The sequence below is a fragment of the Massilia psychrophila genome (genome assembly GCF_002760665.1).
Lineage (GTDB): Bacteria > Pseudomonadota > Gammaproteobacteria > Burkholderiales > Burkholderiaceae_D > JAFCUW01.
Map to the genome: position 1 here is coordinate 13,170 of NZ_PDOB01000014.1, position 21,863 is coordinate 35,032.

At 63.8% G+C, this 21,863-nt stretch carries 16 protein-coding genes; 1 reads left to right on the plus strand and 15 read right to left on the minus strand.

Annotation, left to right across the window (positions count from 1 at the left end; translation table 11 throughout):
- Window positions 1-6: 6 nt before the first annotated feature.
- From CR103_RS10705 to CR103_RS10755, 12 genes are all read right to left on the minus strand, one after another.
- A complete protein-coding gene (locus CR103_RS10705; RefSeq protein WP_099915983.1) occupies window positions 7-2,493 on the minus strand; it encodes a ligase-associated DNA damage response DEXH box helicase in 2,487 nt (828 codons plus the stop codon).
- A complete protein-coding gene (locus tag CR103_RS10710) occupies window positions 2,490-4,148 on the minus strand; it encodes an ATP-dependent DNA ligase (RefSeq protein WP_099915984.1) in 1,659 nt (552 codons plus the stop codon). Before CR103_RS10710 ends, CR103_RS10705 begins: the two co-directional genes overlap by 4 nt.
- Window positions 4,141-5,202: a ligase-associated DNA damage response exonuclease gene (locus CR103_RS10715; protein WP_099915985.1), complete on the minus strand. Its 1,062-nt coding sequence runs from the start codon at window positions 5,200-5,202 to the stop codon at window positions 4,141-4,143. The genes CR103_RS10710 and CR103_RS10715 overlap by 8 nt, the downstream gene beginning before the upstream one ends.
- Before the next feature lie 26 nt (window positions 5,203-5,228).
- On the minus strand, window positions 5,229-5,363 hold the full coding sequence (locus CR103_RS23850) for a hypothetical protein (RefSeq protein ID WP_267873986.1): 135 nt from the start codon (window positions 5,361-5,363) through the stop codon (window positions 5,229-5,231).
- A gap of 401 nt (window positions 5,364-5,764) precedes the next feature.
- Window positions 5,765-6,964: a hybrid sensor histidine kinase/response regulator gene (locus CR103_RS10720; protein WP_099915986.1), complete on the minus strand. Its 1,200-nt coding sequence runs from the start codon at window positions 6,962-6,964 to the stop codon at window positions 5,765-5,767.
- Window positions 6,961-7,569 (minus strand): chemotaxis protein CheB, encoded by a 609-nt coding sequence (locus tag CR103_RS10725; protein ID WP_099915987.1) that lies wholly within the window; start codon window positions 7,567-7,569, stop codon window positions 6,961-6,963. Before CR103_RS10725 ends, CR103_RS10720 begins: the two co-directional genes overlap by 4 nt.
- Complete coding sequence (locus CR103_RS10730; protein ID WP_099916053.1) at window positions 7,566-8,357, minus strand: CheR family methyltransferase; 792 nt, start codon at window positions 8,355-8,357, stop codon at window positions 7,566-7,568. Before CR103_RS10730 ends, CR103_RS10725 begins: the two co-directional genes overlap by 4 nt.
- A 35-nt stretch (window positions 8,358-8,392) precedes the next feature.
- Window positions 8,393-11,872, minus strand: coding sequence for a response regulator (locus CR103_RS10735; RefSeq protein ID WP_099915988.1), 3,480 nt, complete (start codon window positions 11,870-11,872; stop codon window positions 8,393-8,395).
- Window positions 11,873-11,971: 99 nt separating this feature from the next.
- Window positions 11,972-14,548, minus strand: a complete 2,577-nt coding sequence (locus CR103_RS10740) for an excinuclease ABC subunit UvrA (RefSeq protein WP_099915989.1) — start codon at window positions 14,546-14,548, stop codon at window positions 11,972-11,974.
- Window positions 14,549-14,728: 180 nt separating this feature from the next.
- The gene (locus tag CR103_RS24100; RefSeq protein ID WP_099915990.1) at window positions 14,729-15,856 is read right to left on the minus strand and encodes an OmpA family protein; all 1,128 of its coding nucleotides are present in this window, start codon (window positions 15,854-15,856) and stop codon (window positions 14,729-14,731) included.
- Between the two features lie 332 nt (window positions 15,857-16,188).
- Window positions 16,189-17,334 (minus strand): OmpA family protein, encoded by a 1,146-nt coding sequence (locus CR103_RS10750; protein WP_229442998.1) that lies wholly within the window; start codon window positions 17,332-17,334, stop codon window positions 16,189-16,191.
- 28 nt (window positions 17,335-17,362) lie between these two features.
- On the minus strand, window positions 17,363-18,628 hold the full coding sequence (locus tag CR103_RS10755; protein WP_099915991.1) for an ice-binding family protein: 1,266 nt from the start codon (window positions 18,626-18,628) through the stop codon (window positions 17,363-17,365).
- A 362-nt stretch (window positions 18,629-18,990) separates the two neighbouring features.
- On the opposite strand from CR103_RS10755, the gene CR103_RS10760 reads away from it, so the two are divergent.
- Entirely contained in the window at window positions 18,991-19,833 is an 843-nt protein-coding gene (locus CR103_RS10760; RefSeq protein ID WP_099915992.1) for a class I SAM-dependent methyltransferase, read from the plus strand.
- 54 nt (window positions 19,834-19,887) lie between these two features.
- Here CR103_RS10760 and CR103_RS10765 read toward each other — a convergent pair whose 3' ends face one another.
- The 3 genes from CR103_RS10765 to CR103_RS10780 form a co-directional block, all read right to left on the minus strand.
- The gene (locus CR103_RS10765) at window positions 19,888-20,280 is read right to left on the minus strand and encodes a VOC family protein (protein WP_099916055.1); all 393 of its coding nucleotides are present in this window, start codon (window positions 20,278-20,280) and stop codon (window positions 19,888-19,890) included.
- A gap of 123 nt (window positions 20,281-20,403) precedes the next feature.
- On the minus strand, window positions 20,404-20,886 hold the full coding sequence (locus CR103_RS10770; protein ID WP_229442999.1) for a GNAT family N-acetyltransferase: 483 nt from the start codon (window positions 20,884-20,886) through the stop codon (window positions 20,404-20,406).
- 360 nt (window positions 20,887-21,246) lie between these two features.
- Window positions 21,247-21,786 (minus strand): GNAT family N-acetyltransferase, encoded by a 540-nt coding sequence (locus CR103_RS10780; RefSeq protein WP_099916056.1) that lies wholly within the window; start codon window positions 21,784-21,786, stop codon window positions 21,247-21,249.
- Window positions 21,787-21,863: the final 77 nt, after the last annotated feature.

The following is a 21,863-nucleotide window of genomic DNA, read 5'->3' on the forward strand; positions in this document are numbered from 1 at the left end:
CCGTGCTCAAGGCCGCGCCGCGTTTTCGAGCTCGCGCACCATCCGCGCCACCCGGTCCGACAGCTTTTCGGTGCTGACTTTCTCGCGGAAGCGCTCGACCATCAGCGCGAAGCCGAATGGCGTGGCGCGCCTGACGTCGCGGTACGCGATCGCCCGTCCATGCAGTTCACCCAAGGTGTCGCGCAGCCGGGTCAGTTCGAGTTCCTGCTCGAGCACCTCGCGTTGCGCCTGGGTCAGCAGCAGGTTGCCGGCGTCGTGTTTGCGGAACACCTCGAAAAACAGCGACGACGACGCCTGCACCTGGCGCGCGCTTTTCGGCTGGCCCGGATAGCCCTGGAACACCAGCCCGGCAATGCGCGCCACTTCGCGAAAGCGCTGCTGCGACAGCTGGGTCGCGTTCAGGCTTTCGAGTACGTCCTCGAGCAGGCGTTCGGTGCCCAGCAGCGCGACGTCACGTCCCGTGGCGCCCGTGAATATCGTGGTCCAGTCGACCGGTTCAAACGACAGCAGCTCGAAGCCGTAGTCGTTGATGGCGATCGAAAAGGTGATCGGCTGCTGTTGGCCAATGCGCCAGGCGAACAGGGAAGCCAAGCCCATGTGCACCGAGCGGCCGGCGAACGGATAGACGAACAAATGGTGGCCCTCGCGGCTCTTCATGTTTTCCACCACCAGCGTGTCGGTGGTGGGCAGCGCCGACCAGCGCTGCTGGATCTCGATCAGCGGGCGCAGCGCCTCCATCTCGGGACCGATGAAGCGCCCTTCGGCGGCCAGGCGCAACTGGTCCAGCGCGGCGTGCGCCAGTTCCGACGACATCGGCATCTTGGTGCCCTGCCAGCGCGACACCGCGCCGCGCTTGCCGGTGGCGCGCTTCACAAACGCGGTCATCTCGTGCAGCCGGACGAACTCGAGGATCTTCCCGCCGAACAGGAAATGGTCGCCGGCCTTCAGACGCCCGACGAACGATTCTTCGACGCTGCCGATGCGCCCGCCCGTCATGTATTTCACCTGCACGCTCGAATCGGACACGATGGTGCCGATGCCCATCCGGTGGCGCCGGCCGATCGCCACGTCCGGCACCCGGTAGACGCCCTCCGAATCAAGCAGCACGCGCTGGTATTCGGGGTACGCCGTCAGGCTCTGGCCGCCGCGCGCGACAAAGTCGAGCGCCCACTGCCACTCCTCGCCGCTCAGCATGCGGTAGGACCAGGCGCTGCGCACCTCGGCGAGCAACTGCTCCGGACGAAAGCCGCCGCCCAGCGCCACCGTCACCAGGTGCTGCACCAGCACGTCGAACGGCTTGTTCGGCACCAGCCGCGCTTCGATGCGGCGCGCCATCACCGCCTGCTTGGCACCCGCCGCTTCCAGCAGTTCCAGGCTGTTGGTCGGCACCAGGGTGACGCGCGAGACGCGCCCCGGCGCATGGCCGCTGCGCCCGGCACGCTGCAGCAAGCGCGCGATGCCCTTGGCCGAACCGATCTGCAGCACCCGCTCGACCGGCAGGAAATCGACGCCAAGGTCCAGGCTGGCGGTACAGATCACCGCCTTCAGTTCGCCTTTTTTCAAGCCCATCTCGACCCAGTCGCGCACCTCGCGATCGAGCGAGCCGTGATGCAGCGCGATGACGCCGGCCCAGTCCGGGCGCGCCTCGAGGATGCTCTGGTACCACAGCTCCGACTGCGAGCGCGTGTTGGTAAACACCAGCGTGGCGTTGAACTGTTCGATCTCGTCGATCACGGGCCTGAGCATCTCGATGCCAAGGTGGCCGCTCCACGGAAAGCGCGATACATTGGCCGGCACCAGCGAGTCGACCACGATCTGCTTGCGCAAGTCGCCTTCGACCAGTACGCCGTTGGCCTTTCCCTCGCCTTCTCCATCACTCCCGCCCAGCAGCACTTCGCGCGCCTGCGCCAGGTTGCCCATCGTCGCCGACAACGCCCATACCACCAGTTGCGGATTCCAGTAACGCAGCCGGGCCAGTGCCAGCTGCACCTGCACGCCGCGTTTACTGCCCATCAGCTCGTGCCATTCGTCGATAATGATCATGTCCAGGCCCGCGAACTGCGCTTTCGCCGCCGCATGCGACAGCAGCAGCGACAAGCTTTCCGGCGTGGTGATCAAGGCCGACGGCAGCTTGCGGGACTGGCGCGCGCGCTCGGCCGAACTGGTGTCGCCGGTGCGCGCGCCGATTGTCCATTCGGGCGCCAGCGCCGCGCTCGACTCCTCCAGAGCCCGCAGGGTGTCGGCCGCCAGCGCGCGCATCGGCGTGATCCACAGCACCCGCAGCCCGCTGCTCTTTCGCTTCGATACCAGCGCGCCGCGCAGCAGCGCCGCCAGCCACACGGCGTAGGTCTTGCCGGAGCCGGTATTGGCATGCAGCAGGCCCGATTCGCCCGCCAGCGCGGCGCGCCACACCGCGCGCTGGAAGGCAAACACCTTCCAGCCGCGGGCGGCGAACCAAGCGTCGACCTTCTGCGCCATCGCGCTTTTGCTCATGCCGGGGATGAGGACAACGGGCCGGCTGCCGCCAGCAAGCCCTTGAGCGTGTCGAGCGAATCGGCGTCGTCGATGCTCTTGTCGTCGCGGCGGCGCAAAATGCGCGGGAAGCGCACCGCAATACCGGCCTTGTGGCGGCTCGACAGGGCGATGCCTTCGAATCCGATCTCGAACACCATGGTCGGGCGCACGCTGCGCACCGGGCCGAATTTTTCGACCGTCGTCTTGCGGATGGCATTGTCGACCACCGCGATCTCGGCGTCGGTCAATCCCGAATAGGCTTTGGTGAACGGCACCAGCCTACGTTCGCCGCCCGCATCGGCATCCCACACCGCAAACGTGTAGTCGGTGTAGAGCGAAGCGCGGCGCCCGTGCCCGGCCTGGGCGTAGATCAGCACCGCGTCGATGGTGTAGGGGTCGATCTTCCACTTCCACCAGGTGCCGACGTTCTTGGTGCGGCCGACACCATACTGCGCATCTTTCGCCTTGACCATCATCCCTTCAACGCCGCGCGCGCGCGACTCGGTGCGGATGTGCGCCAACTGGTCCCAGCTTGCCGCCTCGACCAGCGGCGACAGTGTCAATTGCTGCGGCCCGAGCTGGCCGGTTTGCTCGACAAGCGCCTCCAGTAAAGTGCGCCGTTCATGCTGGGGCAACGCGCGCAGGTCGACACCGGCTTGTTCCAGCAGATCGTAGGCCACCAGCACCGCCGGCAGTTCGGCCAGCAGCTTGGCGGACAAGGTCTTGCGGCCGATGCGCTTTTGCAGGTCGGCGAACGGCGCGGGTGCGCCATCGTTCCAGATCAGCACCTCGCCGTCGATCACAGTTCCCTCCGGCAGGCGCAGCGCGGCCAATTCAGGGAAGCGCTCGGTGATCAGCTCTTCGCCGCGCGACCACAGGTAGTTCTGCGCGCCGCGCCGCACCAGTTGCGCGCGGATACCGTCGTATTTCCACTCGACCTGCCAATCGCTTATCGCGCCCAGCGCTTGCGGCTCGCCCGCAAGCTGGTGGGCCAGGAAGAACGGGTACGGCTGGCCGCCGCGCAGCTTGTGCTCGTCGTCGGACTGTGCGGCGATCAGCTGCAGGAAACCGCCCGCGGTCGGCGCCACGCTGCCGTCGGTCCAACCCATCAGGCGCTGCGCAATCAGTTTGCTGTCGACCGCCGCGATGGCCGACAGTGCGCGCGTGACCAGCAATCGCGAGACGCCGACCCGGAAACCCCCACTGATCAATTTGGTCAGCAGGAAGCGCTCGCGGGTATCCAACTCGTTCCAAAAGCCGAACAGCGCTGCGCGGATGGCCACCGGATCGGCGCCGCGCAAGGGAGCAATGCGCTCCTGAATCCACACCGCCAGGCCGACGTCGCTGTGGTGCTCGGGCGGCGGCAAGATGTGGGCGATGGTTTCGGCCAGGTCGCCGACCGCGTGGTAGGACTCGTCGAACAGCCAGTCGTCGAGCTGGGCGTATGCGATCGCGTATTCGCGCAGCAGCTTGGTCGGCACCGTCTGGCGCGGCTTGCCGCCGGCAAGGAAATACACCGCCCACGCCGCGTTCTCCGGCGCCGCGCTGCCGAAGTAGGCTTGCAGGGCATCGAGCTTGCGGTTGGTGGCGGTGGTCTCGTCGAGCTCGGCGAACAGGCGGGCGAATTCACGCATCGGTTTTCTCCAGCGGTGTGTTAGCACCCTCGGCACCATCGGCACCATCGGCGGCGGCGGCCGCCTCCGCTTCGTCGTCTCCATACTCGGTGTCGAAGCCGGAAGCATCAAGCCCGAGCTGGCGCAGCCAGCGCACCATGACGGCAATCGAGCCATGCGTGACGATCACCCGCGGCGCCTCGGTGGCACGGATCGCCGTCATCAAACCGGGCCAGTCAGCGTGATCCGACAGCACGAACCCGCGGTCGACACCGCGCCGGCGGCGCGCACCGCGCAATAGCATCCAGCCACTGGCAAAAGAGTCGCTGTAATCGCCGAAGCGCTTCATCCATGGCGAGCCAGAGACAGACGGCGGCGCGATGACGATGGCCGATCTCAACGCCTGCTTGTCGATGTCGGTCACCAAAACCGTCGGCGGCAGGTTGACGCCGGCGGCGCGGTAGACCCGGTTCAACGGCTCGACGGCGCCGTGGCAGACGATCGGGCCGATGGCCGCATCGAGCCCGGACAGGATGCGCTGGGCCTTGCCGAACGAATAGGCAAACACGACGCTGCAACGTCCAGCGGCCGCGTTGCCGCGCCACCAGGCGTTGATGTCGTCGAAAATCGATTGTTCCGGCTGCCAGCGGTAGATCGGCAGCCCGAACGTCGATTCGGTAATGAAGGTGTCGCAGCGCACCGGCTCGAACGGCGCGCAGGTGCGGTCCGGTTCGACCTTGTAGTCGCCCGACGCCACCCACACTTCCCCCTTGTGTTCCAGGCGCACCTGGCTTGAACCGAGTACGTGGCCGGCCGGATGCAGCGAAATCGCCACGCCGTTGTGTTCGATGCGCGCGCCGTATTCGATACCGTCGATGCGGATGTTCTGGCCGAGCCGCGACTTGAGGACGTTCACGCCGCTGGCGGCCGACAGGTAATGGCCGTGGCCGGCGCGCGCATGGTCGCCATGGGCGTGGGTGATCACTGCCCGCTCCACCGGGCGCCACGGGTCGATGTAAAAGCCGCCGGGAACGCAGTACAAACCATCCTTGCGCACCACCACCATGTCTGCCATACGCCGCCCCCCTGCCTCAGGCCGGCTCAACCAAACCGGCCATGGTCGAGCACGCTGTTGATGACGTCCTGCCGGCCGGCGCGCAGCCGCGCGGCGCCGGCGACGCCGCGCGGCAGTTTGGCGATGGCGTCGCGGCGGATGGCGCGCAAGCTCTGGTGCATGAGGTGGGGTGCATGTCCATTCATGAACATAATAGTAAAACGAACGAAGCAGTTTCACTATAGGACGCAGCCTACATCCATCGTAGGAGCCGCGCCCCAGCCTGCTTATTAATAGCCAGACAAGACAGCCAGACAAACCTATAAGCCATTGTCCTACGTGGCGACAATCCTTTTGCCGATGCTTTTCAGCACCATCATGTTTAAGATAATTGTACTAGCAACGAACAAGAACAACAGGAACCCTACCATGATGAGCAAATGCCCGCTGACCTGGACCAGCCTCCAACTTGCCCTCGCCGGCGCCTCGGCGTATGTCGTCTACACTTCCGACCTGCTGCGTGACGCCGCACTTTTCCTGCACTAGAGCGTGATAGCTTCAGCTGAAGTCAACCCGCAATCGCTTACACCGGCGCGAGGGCCAAAGGCAGCGTCAGACTGAACACCGAGCCGGTCTTGCCATCGCTGGCTACGCTCAAGCGCCCGCCATGGGCGCCGGCCAGCTGGCGCGAGATCGCCAGGCCCAAGCCCAGTCCCTTGGCCTCGCCGTTGGCGCTGCCGCGCTCGAACGGCTCGAACATGCGCTGCTGGTCGGCCTCGGCGATGCCAATGCCGCAATCGATGACGTCGATCCTCACCTCGCCTGTGGCGTCGGTGTCAACCCCGATCTCGATCGGCTTGCCATTACCATAGCGCAAGGCATTCGTCAGCAAGTTGATGATCACCTGCTCGATGCGGAACTCGTCCCAGCAGCCATGCACCGGCGCATGCGCACGCAAGGTCAAGCTGCTGCCATAACCGGCCGCCTGCAGCGCCAGGTCGCTGACGACACGCTCGAGCAAGCCGATCAGCTCAAAAGCACTGCGCCGGATCGACAGGCTGCCGCTGCGCATGCGCGAGATGTCGAGCATGTCGTCGATCAGCCGGATCATAGATTGAATCTGGCGTCGGTCGCGCGCCACCATCGCCGGTAACTTCTCCGGCCCGAGTGCGTCAAAATTGCCGCGCGCCAGTTGCAGGCTACGCATCTGGCTCTCCAAAAACAAGGTGTTGAGCGGGGTGCGCAGCTCGTGCGCCACCAGCGACATGAAGTCGTCGCGCATGCGCAGCGAGCGCTGCAGTTCAGCCTGGGTCACGTGCAATTCTTCCAGCAACTGCTGCTGCTCCCGGCGGCTTTGCTCGAGCTCGGCGACCTGGCGCCGGCCCTCGTGGCGCTGCTGGTCGAGCGCGACGAACACATTGACCTTGCTGCGCACGGCATCGCTGTCGAGCGGCTTGTAGAGGAAGTCGACGGCGCCGGTGCCGTAGCCCTTGAAGGCGTAATTGAGTTCGCGTCCGGCGGCGCTGGTGAACACGATCGGGATATGCCGGGTGCGCTCGGTGCCGCGCATCAGCTCGGCCAGTTCGAAGCCATCCATGCCGGGCATCTGGACGTCGAGGATGGCCAGCGCAAACTCGTGTTCGAGCAGCAGTTGCAGCGCCTGTTCGCCGGAGGCGGCATGGAACACCAAGCGCTGTTCGTGGCGGATCAGTGCGTCCAGCGCCTGCAGGTTGTCGGCCAGGTCGTCGACGATCAGCACTTTGCTGGCGATTTGTTCTTTCATTTCTTCTCCAGCAACAATTGCAGTAATTCGCGGATCGCCGCCAGCGGCAGCACCAGATCGGGTGCGCAGGCGTCGATCGCCGCCTGCGGCATCGTAGCGACCTGGGCGTCGAGCGGCTCCTGCACCACCGTCAGGCCGCCCTTGGCATGGACGTAGGCCATGCCGGCAGCGCCGTCACGGTTGGCGCCGGTCAGCAAGATGGCGGCCAGCTCATCGCCGTAGGCGTCGGCCGCCGACGTCATCAAGACGTCGATGGCGGGCCGGGCAAAATGCACCGGCGCCTCGCAGCTGAGCGAAAAGCTGCGGTCCTGCTCGACTGACAGATGGTATCCGGACCCGGCGAAATACACCGTGCCGGCGGCGATCGCCTGCTTGTCGGCTGCCTCCCGCACCGGCACCGGCAGGCGCTCGTCGAACAGGTCGGCGAGCCGGCTGTCGCGGTTGGCCGGCAGGTGCAGCATGCAAATGACAGGCACCTGCAGCCCAGAGGGCACGGCGGACAACAAGGTCATCAAGGCCTCGACGCCGCCGGCCGAGCCGGCAACGATGAGCGCCTGCGGCCGGCGCGCCGCCAGCGCCGGGGTGAACCAGAGGGGCGTTATCATGCGCTGGCCTTTCTGAATATCCGCTCGCGCTTGACGAGCGCATCGAACCGGCCGGCGTAGTCCGAAAAGTCGATGCTCTCCTTGCTGCCCAAGGCGAGAAAGCCGCGGTGGCACAGCGACTCGTGGAACAGGCCGAACACCCGGTTCTGCAAGCGCTTGTTAAAGTAGATCATCACGTTGCGGCAGCTGATCAGGTGGGTTTCCGAAAACACGCTGTCGGTCGCCAGGCTGTGGTCGGCAAAAGTGACGTTCTCGATCAGCGACTTGTCGAACAGGGCGCCGCCGTACGCGGCCGTGTAGTAATCGGAGAAGGCGCGCTTGCCGCCGGCGGCCTGGTAATTTTCGGTATACAACTGCATTTGTTCAAGCGGAAAAACGCCGCGCCTGGCCGTTTCCAGCGATTGCGGGTTGATGTCGGTGGCATAAATGATCGAGCGCTCGAGTAGCCCCTCTTCGCGCAGCATGATCGCCATCGAATAGACTTCCTGGCCGGTGCTGCAGCCGGCGACCCAGATCTTGAGCGACGCATACGTGCCGAGAAAAGGCGCCACCTGCTCGCGCAGCGCGGCATAAAAGTGCGGGTCGCGGAACATCTCGGTGACCGGGATCGTCAGGTACTGCAGCAGGCGCGAAAAATCGGCCGCATCGTGCATCACCCGCGCCTGCAGGGCCGAGATGCTGGCGCAGCCCATTTCGCGCACCGCGTGCAGAACCCGGCGTTTTTGCGACGCCCCCGTATAGTCGCGAAAATCGTAGTTGTATTGCAGGTAGACGGCTTCGATCAGCATCCGCAGTTCGATGTCGGCCGCGTCCAGCCGGGGCTTCAAATCCGCTCCAGGTTGGGCATCCACACCCGCAGCAGCGAATACAGGCGGTTCAGGTCGATCGGCTTGGCCAGGTAATCGTTGGCGCCGGCGGCCAGGCACTGCTCCTGGTCGTCCTTCATCGCCTTGGCGGTGATGGCGATGATCGGCAGGCGGGCAAAGCGGCCGTCGGCGCGGATGCGGCGCATCGCTTCCATGCCGTCCATGCCGGGCATCATGATATCCATCAGCACCAAGTCGATGGCGGCCACTTCATCGAGCTTCGCTATTGCTTCGAATCCATTACGGCCGATCTCGACCTTCGCGCCGCGCCCCTCGAGCGCGCTGGTCAGGGCGAACACGTTGCGCACGTCGTCGTCGACCAGCAAGATGGTGCGGCCTTCGAACACGCGGTCGCGGTCGCGCACGGTTTTGAGCATGCTCTGGCGTTCGGTCGACAGCTTCGACTCGACCTTGTGCAGGAACAGCGTCACTTCGTCGAGCAGGCGTTCGGGCGAACGGGCGCCCTTGATGATGATCGAACGCGAATACTTGAGCAGGTCGTTTTCTTCGGCGCGCGTCAGGTTGCGGCCGGTGTAGACGATCACCGGCGGGAACGAGCACAGCGCTTCAAGCGACATTTTCTCAAGCAGCTCGTTGCCCTGCATGTCGGGCAGCTTGAGGTCGATGATCATGCAGTCGAACACGCTTGTCCTCAGCAGCGCCAACGCCTCCTCGCCCGAGCCGACCGCGGCGATCTCGACGTCGGTATCGGTGATCAAGGCCACCACGCTGCCGCGCTGGCGCTCGTCGTCCTCGACCAGCAGGATGCGCTTGATCTTCTGGGTAAATTTTTCCTCCAGCTTGCGAAATACCAGCTCGAGTTCCTCGCGCGTGGTCGGTTTCATGGCGTAGCCGATGGCGCCCAGGCCCATCGCCTCGCCGCCGTTGTCGCTGCTCGACACCACGTGGACCGGGATATGGCGGGTCTGCGGATTATCTTTCAACAGCTGCAGCACCGACAGGCCGGAACGGTCCGGCAGGCGCATGTCGAGCAGGATGGCATCGGGCAGGTGGCCGCTTGCCAACTGCAGGCCGTCGGTGCCGGTCAGCGCGACCAGGCAGCGGTAACCCATCTCGTGCGCCAGCGCGTACAGGATGGCGGCGAAACTGGCGTCGTCCTCGATCACCAGCACCGTGCGGGTGGCGGCGCCGGGCGCGGCGGCGCGGTCGTCGTCGAAGAGTAAGGCGGCGGGCGGCGGCGCGGCGGGCGGCATGGGGGGCATGGGGGGCATAAAGGGTAGCGTAAGCGATGGCGCAAACCCCGGTGTTGGCGCCGCGTCGCCCGCGCCGTCGACCGCCGGGCAGGTGCGCGGCAGCACCAGCGTAAACACGCTGCCGCTGCCAGGCGAACTGGTCACGTTCAGTTCGCCGCCGAGCAAGGCGGTCAGGTCGCGCGAGATCGACAGGCCAAGCCCGGTGCCGCCGAAGCGCCGGCTGGTGGTGCCGTCGGCCTGGTGGAACGCGTCGAAAATCTTTTGCTGCTGTTCGGGCGGGATGCCGATGCCGGAATCCTCGACGGCGAAGTGCAACGGGCCGCCCGCGGCGTTGTCGCCCGTGCTACGCACCGTCAGCGTTACCGCCCCGCTGTCGGTGAACTTGACCGCGTTCGACAGCAGGTTCCGCAGAATCTGCTCGAGGCGCTGGCGATCGGTCCAGATGGTGGCCGGCACCGACGGCGCGACCAGCACCCGGAAGCTGAGCTGCTTTTGCTGGGCCAGCGGCTCGAATGTCATGCAAAGGGACTCGACCACGCGGCGCACCGGCAGCGATTCGAGCACCAGTTCCAGTTTCCCGGCCTCGACCTTGGAAATGTCGAGGATGTCGTTAATCAGCCGCAGCAAATCGTTGCCGGCCGAATAAATGGTCTGGGCAAAGCGCACCTGCTCGGCGTTGAGGTTGCCGTTGGTATTGTCCGACAACAGCTTGGCAAGGATCAGCGAACTGTTCAGCGGCGTGCGCAATTCGTGCGACATGTTGGCCAAAAACTCGGACTTGTAGCGGCTGGCGCGCTCCAAATCGCGCGCGCGCTGGCGCAGCTGGTCCTGGGCGTCCGTCAGGGCGACGTTCCTGGTGTCGAGGATGAGTGCCTGCTCGGCCAGCTGGTCGTTGGTCTGCTCCAGCTCGGCCTGCTGGTTCTCCAGGCTCGACTGCGATTGTTCCAGCACCCGCGACTGCTCTTCGAGTTCCTCATTGGCGGTGCGCAGTTCCTCTTGCTGCACCTGCAGTTCTTCATTCAACTGCTGGGTTTCGGCGAGCGACTGTTGCAGGCGCTGGCGGAAGCGGGCGGCGGCCACGGCGGCGCCGATGCTCTCGCCCACCAGTTGCAGGAACTCGAGGTCGCGCGTGGCGGTGTTGTTCAGGAAGCCGATTTCGATAACGCAGTTGATTTCGCCTTCGTTGCGAAACGGCGCGATCAACAGCTGGCGCGGCGCGGCCCGGCCCAGGCCCGACGACACCTTGATGTAGTCCGCCGGCAGATTGTCGAGCGCCAGCATGCGCTCTTCGCGCACCGCCTGGCCGATCAGCGACTCGCCCGGGCCGAACAGCTGTTCCTGGCCGGCCCACGAAGCGGCAAAGCCGTAGCTGGCCACGCGCCGCATCGATCCGCCATCCTCGCGCACGTAGAGCGCGGCCACCACGCCGTCAAGGTAGCGCGCGATATGGTCGAGCGTGGCCTGGGCCAGCTGCCCCATCGCGTGATGGCCGGCCATGCTGGCCGCAAGCTCCGACTGGCCGCTGCGCAGCCAGGCCTGGTTTTCCAGCAATTCGGTGTGCGCTTGCTGCTGGTCGATCGCGGCGGTGTACGACGTCGACAGCGATACCAGTTCGCGCCGGCCGAACAACGCCAGCAAGCCCGACAGCGTCAGGCTGAACAGCAGGAACAGGCCGACCGACCATTTGGTGACGGTCCTGGCGGACTCGCTGCGTTGCTGGAGCAATCGCTGTTCAACATCGAGGAAGGCGGCGAACTGGCGGCGCACCTCGTCGGCCAGCGACTTGCCGCGTCCACTCTTGACGATCGGCACGTAATCGCTGTCCTTGCGGCGCACCTCGATCATTTCAGCGGCGTATTGGTTCCACAGCACTTGGGCGGCGGCGGCCTTGCGCAGCAGCGCCACCTGGGCCGGACTGTCGCCCACCTCGTGCGCCAGCGCGGCCAGCTCGTCCGCGATGCGCGGCAGGGCCAGCAGGTAGGGCGCCAAAAAGCTTTCGTCGTCCGTGATCAGGTAGCCGCGCAAGCCGCTATCCATTTCAGCCGACAACTTGGCGACCTGGTTAGCGTCGCCGATAACGCGCTGCGAATGTTCGACCCAGTTCAGCACGCTGATCAGGTAGACAATAATGCCGACGAAGGCTGCGGCGCTGAAGATGCCCACTGCAAGCGGTATGGCGATATTGCGTGCCAAAATGCGCCGGAACTGACTGTTGTAGATCATGGGTCGTAACTACCTGCTGGTTCAAAAAGATTGCAGCAGTTTAACGCAGATGCCACAGCGCACAAACAACCGCGCTTACTCGCTCTTACTCCAAGGCACTTAGATTGATGCCGATTTGTCGAAGAAGCGCGCCAGGTAAGGCGCGGAGCGGCTGCCGCTGGCGCGCGCAAGCTGCCGTGGCGGCCCGCAAGCGACGATCTTGCCGCCGGCCTCGCCCGCCTCCGGTCCGATATCGATCACCCAGTCGCAAGCGGCGACGATGCGCATCGTGTGCTCGACGACGATCACCGTGTTGCCGGCCTCGACCAGGCGGTCGAGCTGCACCACCAGTTTATCGACGTCGGCCGGGTGCAGGCCGGTGCTTGGCTCGTCGAGCACATACAGCATGTTGCCGCGCGCGGCACGCTGCAGTTCCGTGGCCAGCTTGATGCGCTGTGCCTCGCCGCCCGACAGCTCGGTGGCCGGCTGGCCCAGGCGCAGGTAGCCCAGGCCCACTTCGCGCAGCATCTCGAGCGAGCGCGCCACCGCGCTCTCGTGGGCGAAAAACCGCGCCGCCGCGTCGACGTTTAGCGCCAGCACCTCGGCGATGTTCTTGTCCTGGTAGCGCACTTCCAGCGTGTTGGCGTTGTAGCGCGCGCCCCCGCAGGTCGGGCACGGCGCATACACGCTGGGCAAAAACAGCAGTTCGACCATCACGAAGCCTTCGCCGGCGCAGTGCTCGCAGCGGCCCTTGGCGACGTTGAACGAAAAGCGCCCGGCGTCGTAGCGCCGCGCGCGCGCTGTGTCGGTAGCGGCGAACAGTTGGCGCACATGGTCGAACAGGCCCGTGTAGGTGGCCAGGTTGGAGCGCGGCGTGCGCCCGATCGGCCGCTGGTCGACCCGCACCAGCCGCTTGATGCCGGCCAGTCCCTGCACGATGCGCCCTTCGAGCGGCGTTTGCGCCGCCTGTTCGAGCGCCTCGCCCGCGCCCTCCCCTTCGCCTTGGTCCGGCCCGGCTTCCAGTTCGTGGCCCAGGGCAGCCGCCACCAGTTCGACCAGCACCTGGCTGACCAGGCTCGACTTGCCCGAGCCCGAGACCCCGGTCACGCCGGTCAGCACGCCGAGCGGAAACGCGCAATCGAGCCGGTGCAGGTTGTTGCGAGTGACGCCTTCGAGCCGCAGCCAGTCGGTGGGTTGACGCGGTTGGCGCAGCGCCGGCTTGTCTTTGGCAAACAGGTAGCGGCGGGTCTGCGAAGCCTCGACCTGTTCCAGCCCCGCCGGCGGCCCGCTGTACAACACGTGGCCGCCCGCCTCGCCGGCAGCCGGGCCGACGTCGACGATCCAGTCGGCGTGGGCGATCACATCGAGGGCGTGTTCGACGACAAACAGCGAATTGCCCGATGCCTTGAGCTGGGCCAGCGCGGTCAACAGGGCCTCGGTATCGGCCGGATGCAGGCCGGCCGAGGGTTCATCGAGCACGTAGACGACGCCGAACAGGTTCGAGCGCACCTGCGTGGCCAGGCGCAGACGCTGCAGTTCGCCCGGCGACAGGGTCGGCGTGCTGCGCTCCAACGCCAGGTAGCCGAGCCCCAGGTCCTCCAGCACGTTCAAGCGCGCCACCACATCTTCGGCGATGCGGCGGGTGACGATCAGCTTTTCGGGATGCAGGGCCGCCGCCCTGGCATTGCGCGCGGCGCTGCCGTCGGCGTGCGGGCGCAGCAAGGCCGCCAGCCGCGCCAAAGGCAGCCGTCCCATCTCGGCGATGTCGAGGCCGGCAAAGGTGACCGACAGCGATTCGCGGCGCAGCCGCTTGCCCTTGCACAGCGGGCATGGCGAGCTGACCATGTAGCGCGCGACGCGCTTTTTCATCGATGCGCTCTCGGTGGTGGCGAACGTCTGCAGCACGTATTTGCGCGCGCCGGTAAACGTGCCCTGGTAGCTCGGGGTGGCGCGGCGCTTTAGCGCCTCTTTCACCTCGCCTGGGGTGAAGCCGGCATACACGGGCGCCGTCGGCTGCTCGTCGGTGAAGAGGATCCAGTCGCGGTCTTTTTTCGGCAGCGCGCGCCACGGCGTATCGACGTCGTAGCCGAGCGTGGTGAGGATGTCGCGCAGGTTCTGGCCGTGCCAGGCGGTCGGCCAGGCCGCCACCGCACGCTCGCGGATGGTGAGCGTATCGTCCGGCACCATCGATGCTTCCGTCACTTGGTAGACCCGGCCAAGGCCATGGCACTCGCTGCAGGCGCCTTCGGGCGTATTGGGAGAAAACGATTCGGCGTACAGCAACTGCTGGCCGGCCGGATAGTCGCCGGCGCGCGAATACAGCATGCGCAGCGAATTGGAGAGGGTGCTGACGCTGCCGACCGAGGAACGGGTGGTGGGCGAACCGCGCTGCTGCTGCAGGGCGACCGCCGGCGGCAGGCCGGTGATGTCGTCGACGTCGGGCACCGGCATCTGGTGGAACAGCCGGCGCGCGTACGGCGACACCGATTCGAGGTAGCGCCGCTGCGCCTCGGCGTACAAGGTACCGAACGCGAGCGAGGACTTGCCGGAACCGGAGACGCCGGTGAAAACGACCAGTGCGTCGCGCGGAATATCGAGGGTGACGTTTTTCAGATTATGTTCGCGCGCGCCGCGTACCTGGACAAACCCGGGAAGCGGCCGGTTGTTGTTGTTGCTGCTGCTGCTGCGCATGCGCATGCCGTTCTCGCGGTGCAATGTCGATAACCGTATCAGACCACCGGATGGCCTTCGCAACGGTACGCTGCCACACCGAACAGCCTAGCCGGGAAATTTACGCGCACGAAAAAAAACGCCCGGCTTGCGCCGGACGGCTTTCAGGGACGGCGTTTCAGCCAGGTTTCAGCTTACTTTAATCGATTACTTCGACGAGCGGCTACCGACGACTTCAACGATCACGCGACGGTTCTTGGCGCGGCCTTCGGCGGTCTTGTTGTCGGCCACTGGCTGGGACTCGCCTTTGCCTTCGACGAAGACGCGCGATGGTGCAACGCCTTTCGACACCAGGTAGGCCTTGACAGCTTCGGCGCGGCGCAGCGACAGCTTCTGGTTGTACGCATCGCTACCGACCGAATCGGCATGGCCGACGCTGACCATCGCTTCGGTGTCCATGCCTTGCAGCTTGCCCAGCAGCTCATTGAGCGCTGCCTTGCCGGCTGGCTTGACGACCGCCTTGTCGAAGTCGAACAGGGATTCAGCGGCGAACGAGACTTTTTCCGACACTGGCTGCGGCGGCGGCGGCGGCGTTTGCACGACCACTGGCGCCGGCGCCGGCTCGGCCGCGACGACTGGCGCGACGTAGACCACTGGCGCTGCGACCGGACGGCCCATCTTGTAGATCAGGCTGACCGATGCGACGTTGACGTGGTCGCGGTTGCGGAAACCGTCGGTGATGCGATAGCGCTCGACTTCACCGCGCAAGGCCAGCGCCTCCGACAGCTTGTATTCAAGGCCAACACCGACTTTCGGGTTGAATTTCTTGTTGCGCAACTCGTCACCGGCGTAAGCACGGTTGCCACCGATGTTGTCACGCACCATGGCATAAGTAGCGCCGACGCGGCCGTAGGCCGAGATACGCTCCGACATCGGCAGGATGCCGATCAGGTCGAGGCTGCCGCCGCGCACGCTGGTGTGGCGGCTCAGGGTGCCGCCGGTGACGTTCGATGCGCTGTAATCGAATTTGCCCAAGTCAAAGTAGGCGAATTCAACTGCCAAGTTCCGGTTCAGTTGCTTACCTGCGATCAATTTGCCGCCGAAGCCACGGTTGTCTTCCGTGGTCGCATTGATACGGCCACTGTTGCTGATGGCGCTGTTGATCTGGCTGTTGTTCAGGGCAGCACGCGACGGGCCAAAGCCGAGGCCGATGTACTGGGCGGTATTGGCCCACTCTGGATTGATGAAATCGTTTTCAGCAGCCGAGCTCGACTGGGCAGCAAAGAGCGAAGCGGCGATGACGGTCAGGGTGCCGACCTTTTTAGCGAATTTCATGTAATTTTTTCCGTTTTCAGTGTTCAGTGTTGTTAATGAATGAAGCCTGGATTTCTTCCTCAACCGCCGAGGGTCGGCGTCGGGGAAATTTTGCGGTCTATGCTTGTTGGGTAGCAACCATGGACTCAACTATTGCCGTTTTGAACTCGCTGCTCTGTTCGCTAACGCGCATAACTGTTGAATTTAAGAACTAATTGTACCAAGTTTGCAATAATGTGGTTTTTTGATAGAAAAAAAGTGACAAAAAGCCGCCCGGCTTGCAAAGGGCGGCCTCTTCAAACGACAACACGTTTGTTAAAACCAGTTACATTTGGTGATATTTTTACGAAGAATTATTTCGTTACCGTGCGGGTGCCGACCACTTCGACCGTCACGCGGCGGTTCTTGGCGCGGCCTTCGGCGCTCTTGTTGTCGGCCACTGGCTGTGCTTCGCCCTTGCCTTCGACAAAAACACGCGACGCCTCAACGCCTTTCGACACCAGGTAAGCCTTGACCGCTTCAGCCCGGCGCAACGATAGCTTCTCGTTGTAGGCGTCGGAGCCGACCGAATCGGTGTGGCCAACGGTCACGATCGCCTCAAGGTTCATGCCCTGCAGGTTGGCCACCAGGCCGTCGAGCGCCGCCTTGCCGTCCGTTTTGACGACGGCCTTGTCGAAGTCGAACAGCGATTCGGCAGCGAACGATACTTTTTCAGAGACGGGCTGCGGCGGCGGCGGCGGCGGTGGCGTTTGCACCACGACCGGCGCTGGCGCGGCTACCGGTTCGGCAGCCGGCGGCGCGACATACACCGCCGCTCGCGCGGCCGGGCGACCCAGCTTGTAGACCAGGCTAACCGACGCCAGGTCGACGTCGCCGCGGTTACCGACGGCATCGTTGACCCGGTAGCGCTCCACTTCGGCGCGCATCGCCAGCGCTTCGCTGAACTTGTACTCGAGGCCGAGGCCGGCCTTGGCGCCGATTTTGCGTTCGCTCGGGTTCGGATTGGTCACCGCAGCCAGGCGGTTGCCGGTGAAGTGCGTGCTGGCCTTGGCATAATTCATGCCGATCCGGCCAAGCAGCGAGAAGCGCTGCGTCAGCGGCAGCTGGCCTACCAGGTCGAGGTTGGCGCCGCGAAAGCCGGCTTCACCATTGAGAACGCCGTTGCCGGACGTGGTGGCATTGAAGCCGAACTTGCCGAGGTCAAAGTAGCCGCCTTCAATGGCGACATATTGGTTCAGCTGCTTGCCGGCGAATACCTTGAAGCCCCTGTCGCGCTCGTCGGTCGTAAAGCTGCCCAGCGTGGCGCCGTTGGCGGTCAAGCTGCGGATCAGGCGCGCATCGTCGATGTTGGCGCGCGACTGGCCGGCGCCGGCGCCGATGTACCAGGCGCTGTTGGCCCAGTCCGGGTTGATGAAGGTGTCTTCGGCGGCCCATGCCTGGCCGGCCAGCATGGCGCACGCAACTGCGGTCAGCGTTCCTAGTTTTTTAGCAAATTTCATGATGTTGTTCTCCGCTTTCCGTGGACGATTATTTGGCGATCTGGTTATTGCGCAGGGTTACAGCAGCGCCCGACAGCACGCGCCCGCTCAGCAGCGTGGTGTTGTCGCCGACCGTGATGGCGGCAGCCTTGCCCAGGATCGAACCCTTGAACACGCTGTTCGCACCCAGCGTGGTCGGGCCGACCGGCACCCAGGTTACGTTGGCGGCAGTGGCGCCGTTCAGCAGCTGAACGATCGAATTGGCGGTCGTGTTCAAGGTCGTCGCGGTACGGAAAATGTACACGCCGGAACCGGACAAGGTCAGTGTGCCGGTGAGGTTGATCGAGCCGGCGTAGCAGTACACGCCGGGAGCCAGCGTGGCGCCGCCGAGGTCGATGCCGCCGGCAAAGTTGACGTCGCAGGTACGGCCGTTGGCGTCGCTGATCGCAACCTGCAGGTCAGCCAGTGCGTTGTCGAGGGGTGCGCCCGACTTGTAGTTGGTGAAACCGGGATCCTGTTTAGGATCGGTCGTCTGCGACGGCGAACCGACGTCGCCGCCGATCAGCGTGGTGCCGCCCGAGTTGTTGGTCAGCGAGGTACCGGCCAGCACGGCGAAGTTCGTCGCGCGGCCCAGATCGACCGGCGCCGATGGCGGCAATGGCAGGGCTGCGGTGACGGTCAGCACGGCGCTGCCCGATTTCGAGGCCGAGCTGGCGGTGATGGTGGTGGTGCCGGCGCTGAGGCCGGTGGCGACGCCGGTAGGCAGCACGGTCGCAACGGCGGTGTTCGACGAGGTCCACGCCGCGCTCGAAGTAATGTTGCCGGTGCTGTTATCCGCGTAGGTGGCAATGGCGATGAACTGCTGCGAGGTGTTGACGCCGATGGTGGCGGTGGCCGGGGTGACGGCGATGCTGGTCAAGGTGACGGCAACGACGGTGGCGTTGGTGCCGGCGCTCAAGCCCTGGTAGCTGGCGGTAACGGTCGAGCTGCCTGCCGCAACGCCGCTCACGACGCCGGAACCGGACACCGTGGCGACGGCTGGGGTGGCCGACACGAACGTCGAGGCGCTGGTGACGTTGGCGGTGGTGGTGTCCGAATAAGTGGCGGTTACCAGCAAGGCGCGTGCGGCGCCGATTTGCAGCGTTGGCGCTTGCGGCGTCACGGCGATCGAGGTCAGGGTGACGGGCACGGCGGCCGGCAGGCCGAGGATCGGATCGCGGCCCTGGTCGCCGCCGCCGCAACCGGCGACAAGCGCGGCGCCGAGAAAGCCGACCGAGCAAAGTAGTGTCCTTGTGTAGCGCTTCAAAGCATTCATGATGGTGTTCCTTCTTGGAGGTAGCTGTTGTTCTCGATTCGCGCCGGATGGGCCATTCGGCGGATCGAAATTTCACGATCGATGCGATATTGATATCAGCAATCGAGCTTGGGCAGCCATCATTGCGTGCCCGCCACAATGGATCTGTTCGGTAACGCTCATTGGATTGCGAAGTGGAAATATCTACGTAGAAAACAACACATTGCAGCTTCGACCGCTACTGTTCATCAACCCGGTGTGGCACTTTGTACTTGAAACCGCTGGGATTGCTGACGACGCTCAATCTAAAGTCGGGTCACTGATGCCGCACGGCACAACCGATATACACTGGCGACGTTTGTCAATCCTATTGCGAGGCGGCCATGGACAAAGTTAACTATCTCAATGTTGGTTGTGGCGACAAGTTTCACACAGCGTGGTCCAATATAGACATGGCGTCGCACAGTCCGCACGTCCAGGTTCACAACCTGTTGAAAGGGTTTCCATACGGCGAAAACCAGTTCGACGCCCTCTACCATTCCCAGGTTCTCGAGCATTTTCCAAAAGAAAAGGCTCCTGACTTCTTGCGCGAGTGCTTTCGGGTATTGAAGCCGGGTGGCATAGTGCGTGTTGTGGTCCCGGACCTTGAGAACATCGTCAGCGAGTATTTGCGCCACTTGAATGAAAATATCAAGAATCCGACCGAAGTGTCGGTTGCAAACTACGATTGGATTTTGCTCGAAATGTATGACCAGACGGTTAGAAACCGTAGTAGTGGTCTGATGGGCGAGTTTTTGAAGCAGCCAAGCTTACCGAACGAGCGCTATATTGTTGACCGCGTCGGGCAGCGCAGCCTTCTCAAAAGCAACCGCGGGCAAGCGGACGCGGCGGGCGGCGGGCCGCAATTACTAACGGTTGACAAGTTAAAACGCGTTACACCAAGACGCCTGTTCAGCTTCGTCTCGATGAGGCTAAGGGACAAGTTGAGAAGCGAGGCGTCGCGTATCGGTTCTTTCAGGCTGGGCGGAGAGGTCCATATGTGGATGTACGACCGGTTCTCCTTATCGAAACTTCTTGCCGAAGTCGGTTTTGTGAATGCCGAGAAGGTCGATGCGTACAGCAGCGCGATTCCCGATTGGCCGGCGTATGAACTGGACGTCAAAGGCGGCGCCGTCTTTGACCCGACGTCGTTGTTTATGGAAGCACGCAAGCCCGCCGCTCCATAACGAAGCGTCCCCCGCGGCATAACCGCACCCAATCGGACTTCTGCATCGACCGCCTTATTTAGCCCGGTAGATTGCGCAGAGCTTATTGCCGTCCGGGTCACGCACATAGGCCAGGTGCATTGCTCCCATGGCGCTGTTACGCAGGCCCGGCGGGTCTTCAACCGATTGACCGCCGTACGCGACTGCTGCGTCGTGAAATTCTTGCACTTGCTCGAGCGAGCTGCATTTGAAGCCGATGGTGCCGCCGTTCGCACATGTCGCCGCTTCCCCGTCGATCGGCTCACTGATGCAAAAGGTAGTTCCCGCATGCCGGTAGAAGAGCCGGGTGTGACCAGAAGGTGCCTGGTTACGAATCGGTTCGCTTGCCCCGAGCGTGCCGAGCACGGCGTCGTAGAACCGTTTTGCCTGTTCGATATCGTTCGACCCTACCATTACATGACTGAACATGATCTCTCCTTGTACCGCAGAGGTTTTCTCCGGGCTATGTTCCAAATGATAATATAAATAAGCCAGCAGGGGGCGATGCCAGGCCATGGCTGTGGCCCGCTGCTGCAAGCCTGATTGCTTGCATCAGGCCGTGTCGACGTAGCCGCGTTGCATGGCGACGTCCTGGTTCTCGAAAATGGCCATCGCCGTGCGCATGCCGCGAAAGCCAAACTGGCGGTAAAACGCTTCGCTGCCGGGTACCGAATACAGAATGATCTTCTTGTGCCCTGCGCACAGGCGCAGCAGTTCGGCGACGATCGCCTTGCCCAGGCCAATGCCCCGATACGCTGGCAGCACGGCAATGTCGCCGATGTAGGCAATATAGACGCCGTCGGCCAGCGCCCGCGCTACCCCGACCAGCTTGCCGCTGTCACGCACGAAGCAGCGGAACATGCTGCCGCCGAACGCCAGCCGCAGGTCGCAAGCGCGCTTGTTCCCCATCGGCGGACAGGCTTCGAACAGCGCCGAGAGCTCCTCCCAGTCCAGATTGTCGATTGAATGTGACCAGGTTAGCGGCACCTTTTTCTCCTCGAGCGAGACGTTATTAAAACGCGGGAGCAGAGCCAATCGCTTTGGCCACCACCTCGGAATTTGCGCCATGCATTTGATGGTCGGACGGCCGGTACTTCGTCGTAGCGGGCCGCCTCTGGCGCATGAGTAATCCTGAACTTCCACCGGAAGAGAGGCAACAACTGGTCGATCGGCTCATGAGTGCACGCCGGCAAGTCGGCGCAGCCTTAAAATCCCGCGACACCGGGGCGGAGCGCAACGCGCGCGGCGATCGACGCAGTCAAGCGCGACCTGGGCGAGCGTGGACCTGGGTGGACCTGAGTGGTGGACTGATGGTGCACCGGATTTCAACCGGCCGCTTGTGGCCAACACGCCCTACGGTCAATGGCATGCGGCACTTTTGTCGCGTGGTTCGCATTAGCGCCTGGTCGCGGCAAAACAAAGATTCGTTTCTGGCCCTGAAACGGACCTGAAGCTTCGGCGTCCCAACAGGGCCGCACGGCCTTGACCTGCGTCCTTTTGCATAAAAACCGAGAGCGGGTCATCGGGATAATCGCCAAACGGTCCACGGCACCGGTAACCCAGGCGTTCATACAAGATGATCGCTTCCGATAGCGTCGGTCCCGTCTCCAACATAAAAGTTCGGCAACCCTGTTCCACCGCTTTCGCTTCCAGGGTGTCGATCAGCCTGCGCGCGAAGCCTTGGCCGCGTGCCTGCGGGCGGACGTACATCCGTTTGATTTCGCCATACGCAGGCGTCAATACGATGGCGCCGCAGCCTACCGCTTCGCCAGCGGCATCGCGCACCACGGCAAACAGCACGCCCGGGCTTAGCAGCGAGGCCAGGTCCAGCGCGTACACGTTTTCCGCGGGATACAGCGAATACAGGTAAGCATCCAGTTCACTTATCAGCACATGCACGTCGGGTTGATCCGGGGTTCCAAAGGCAATCTGCATGCGCGCTTTCGTGGTCTTTTGGCAATCGATGAGTTTATCATTCCTTCGCCGCGCCATTTAATAGGCCAGAAATAGGC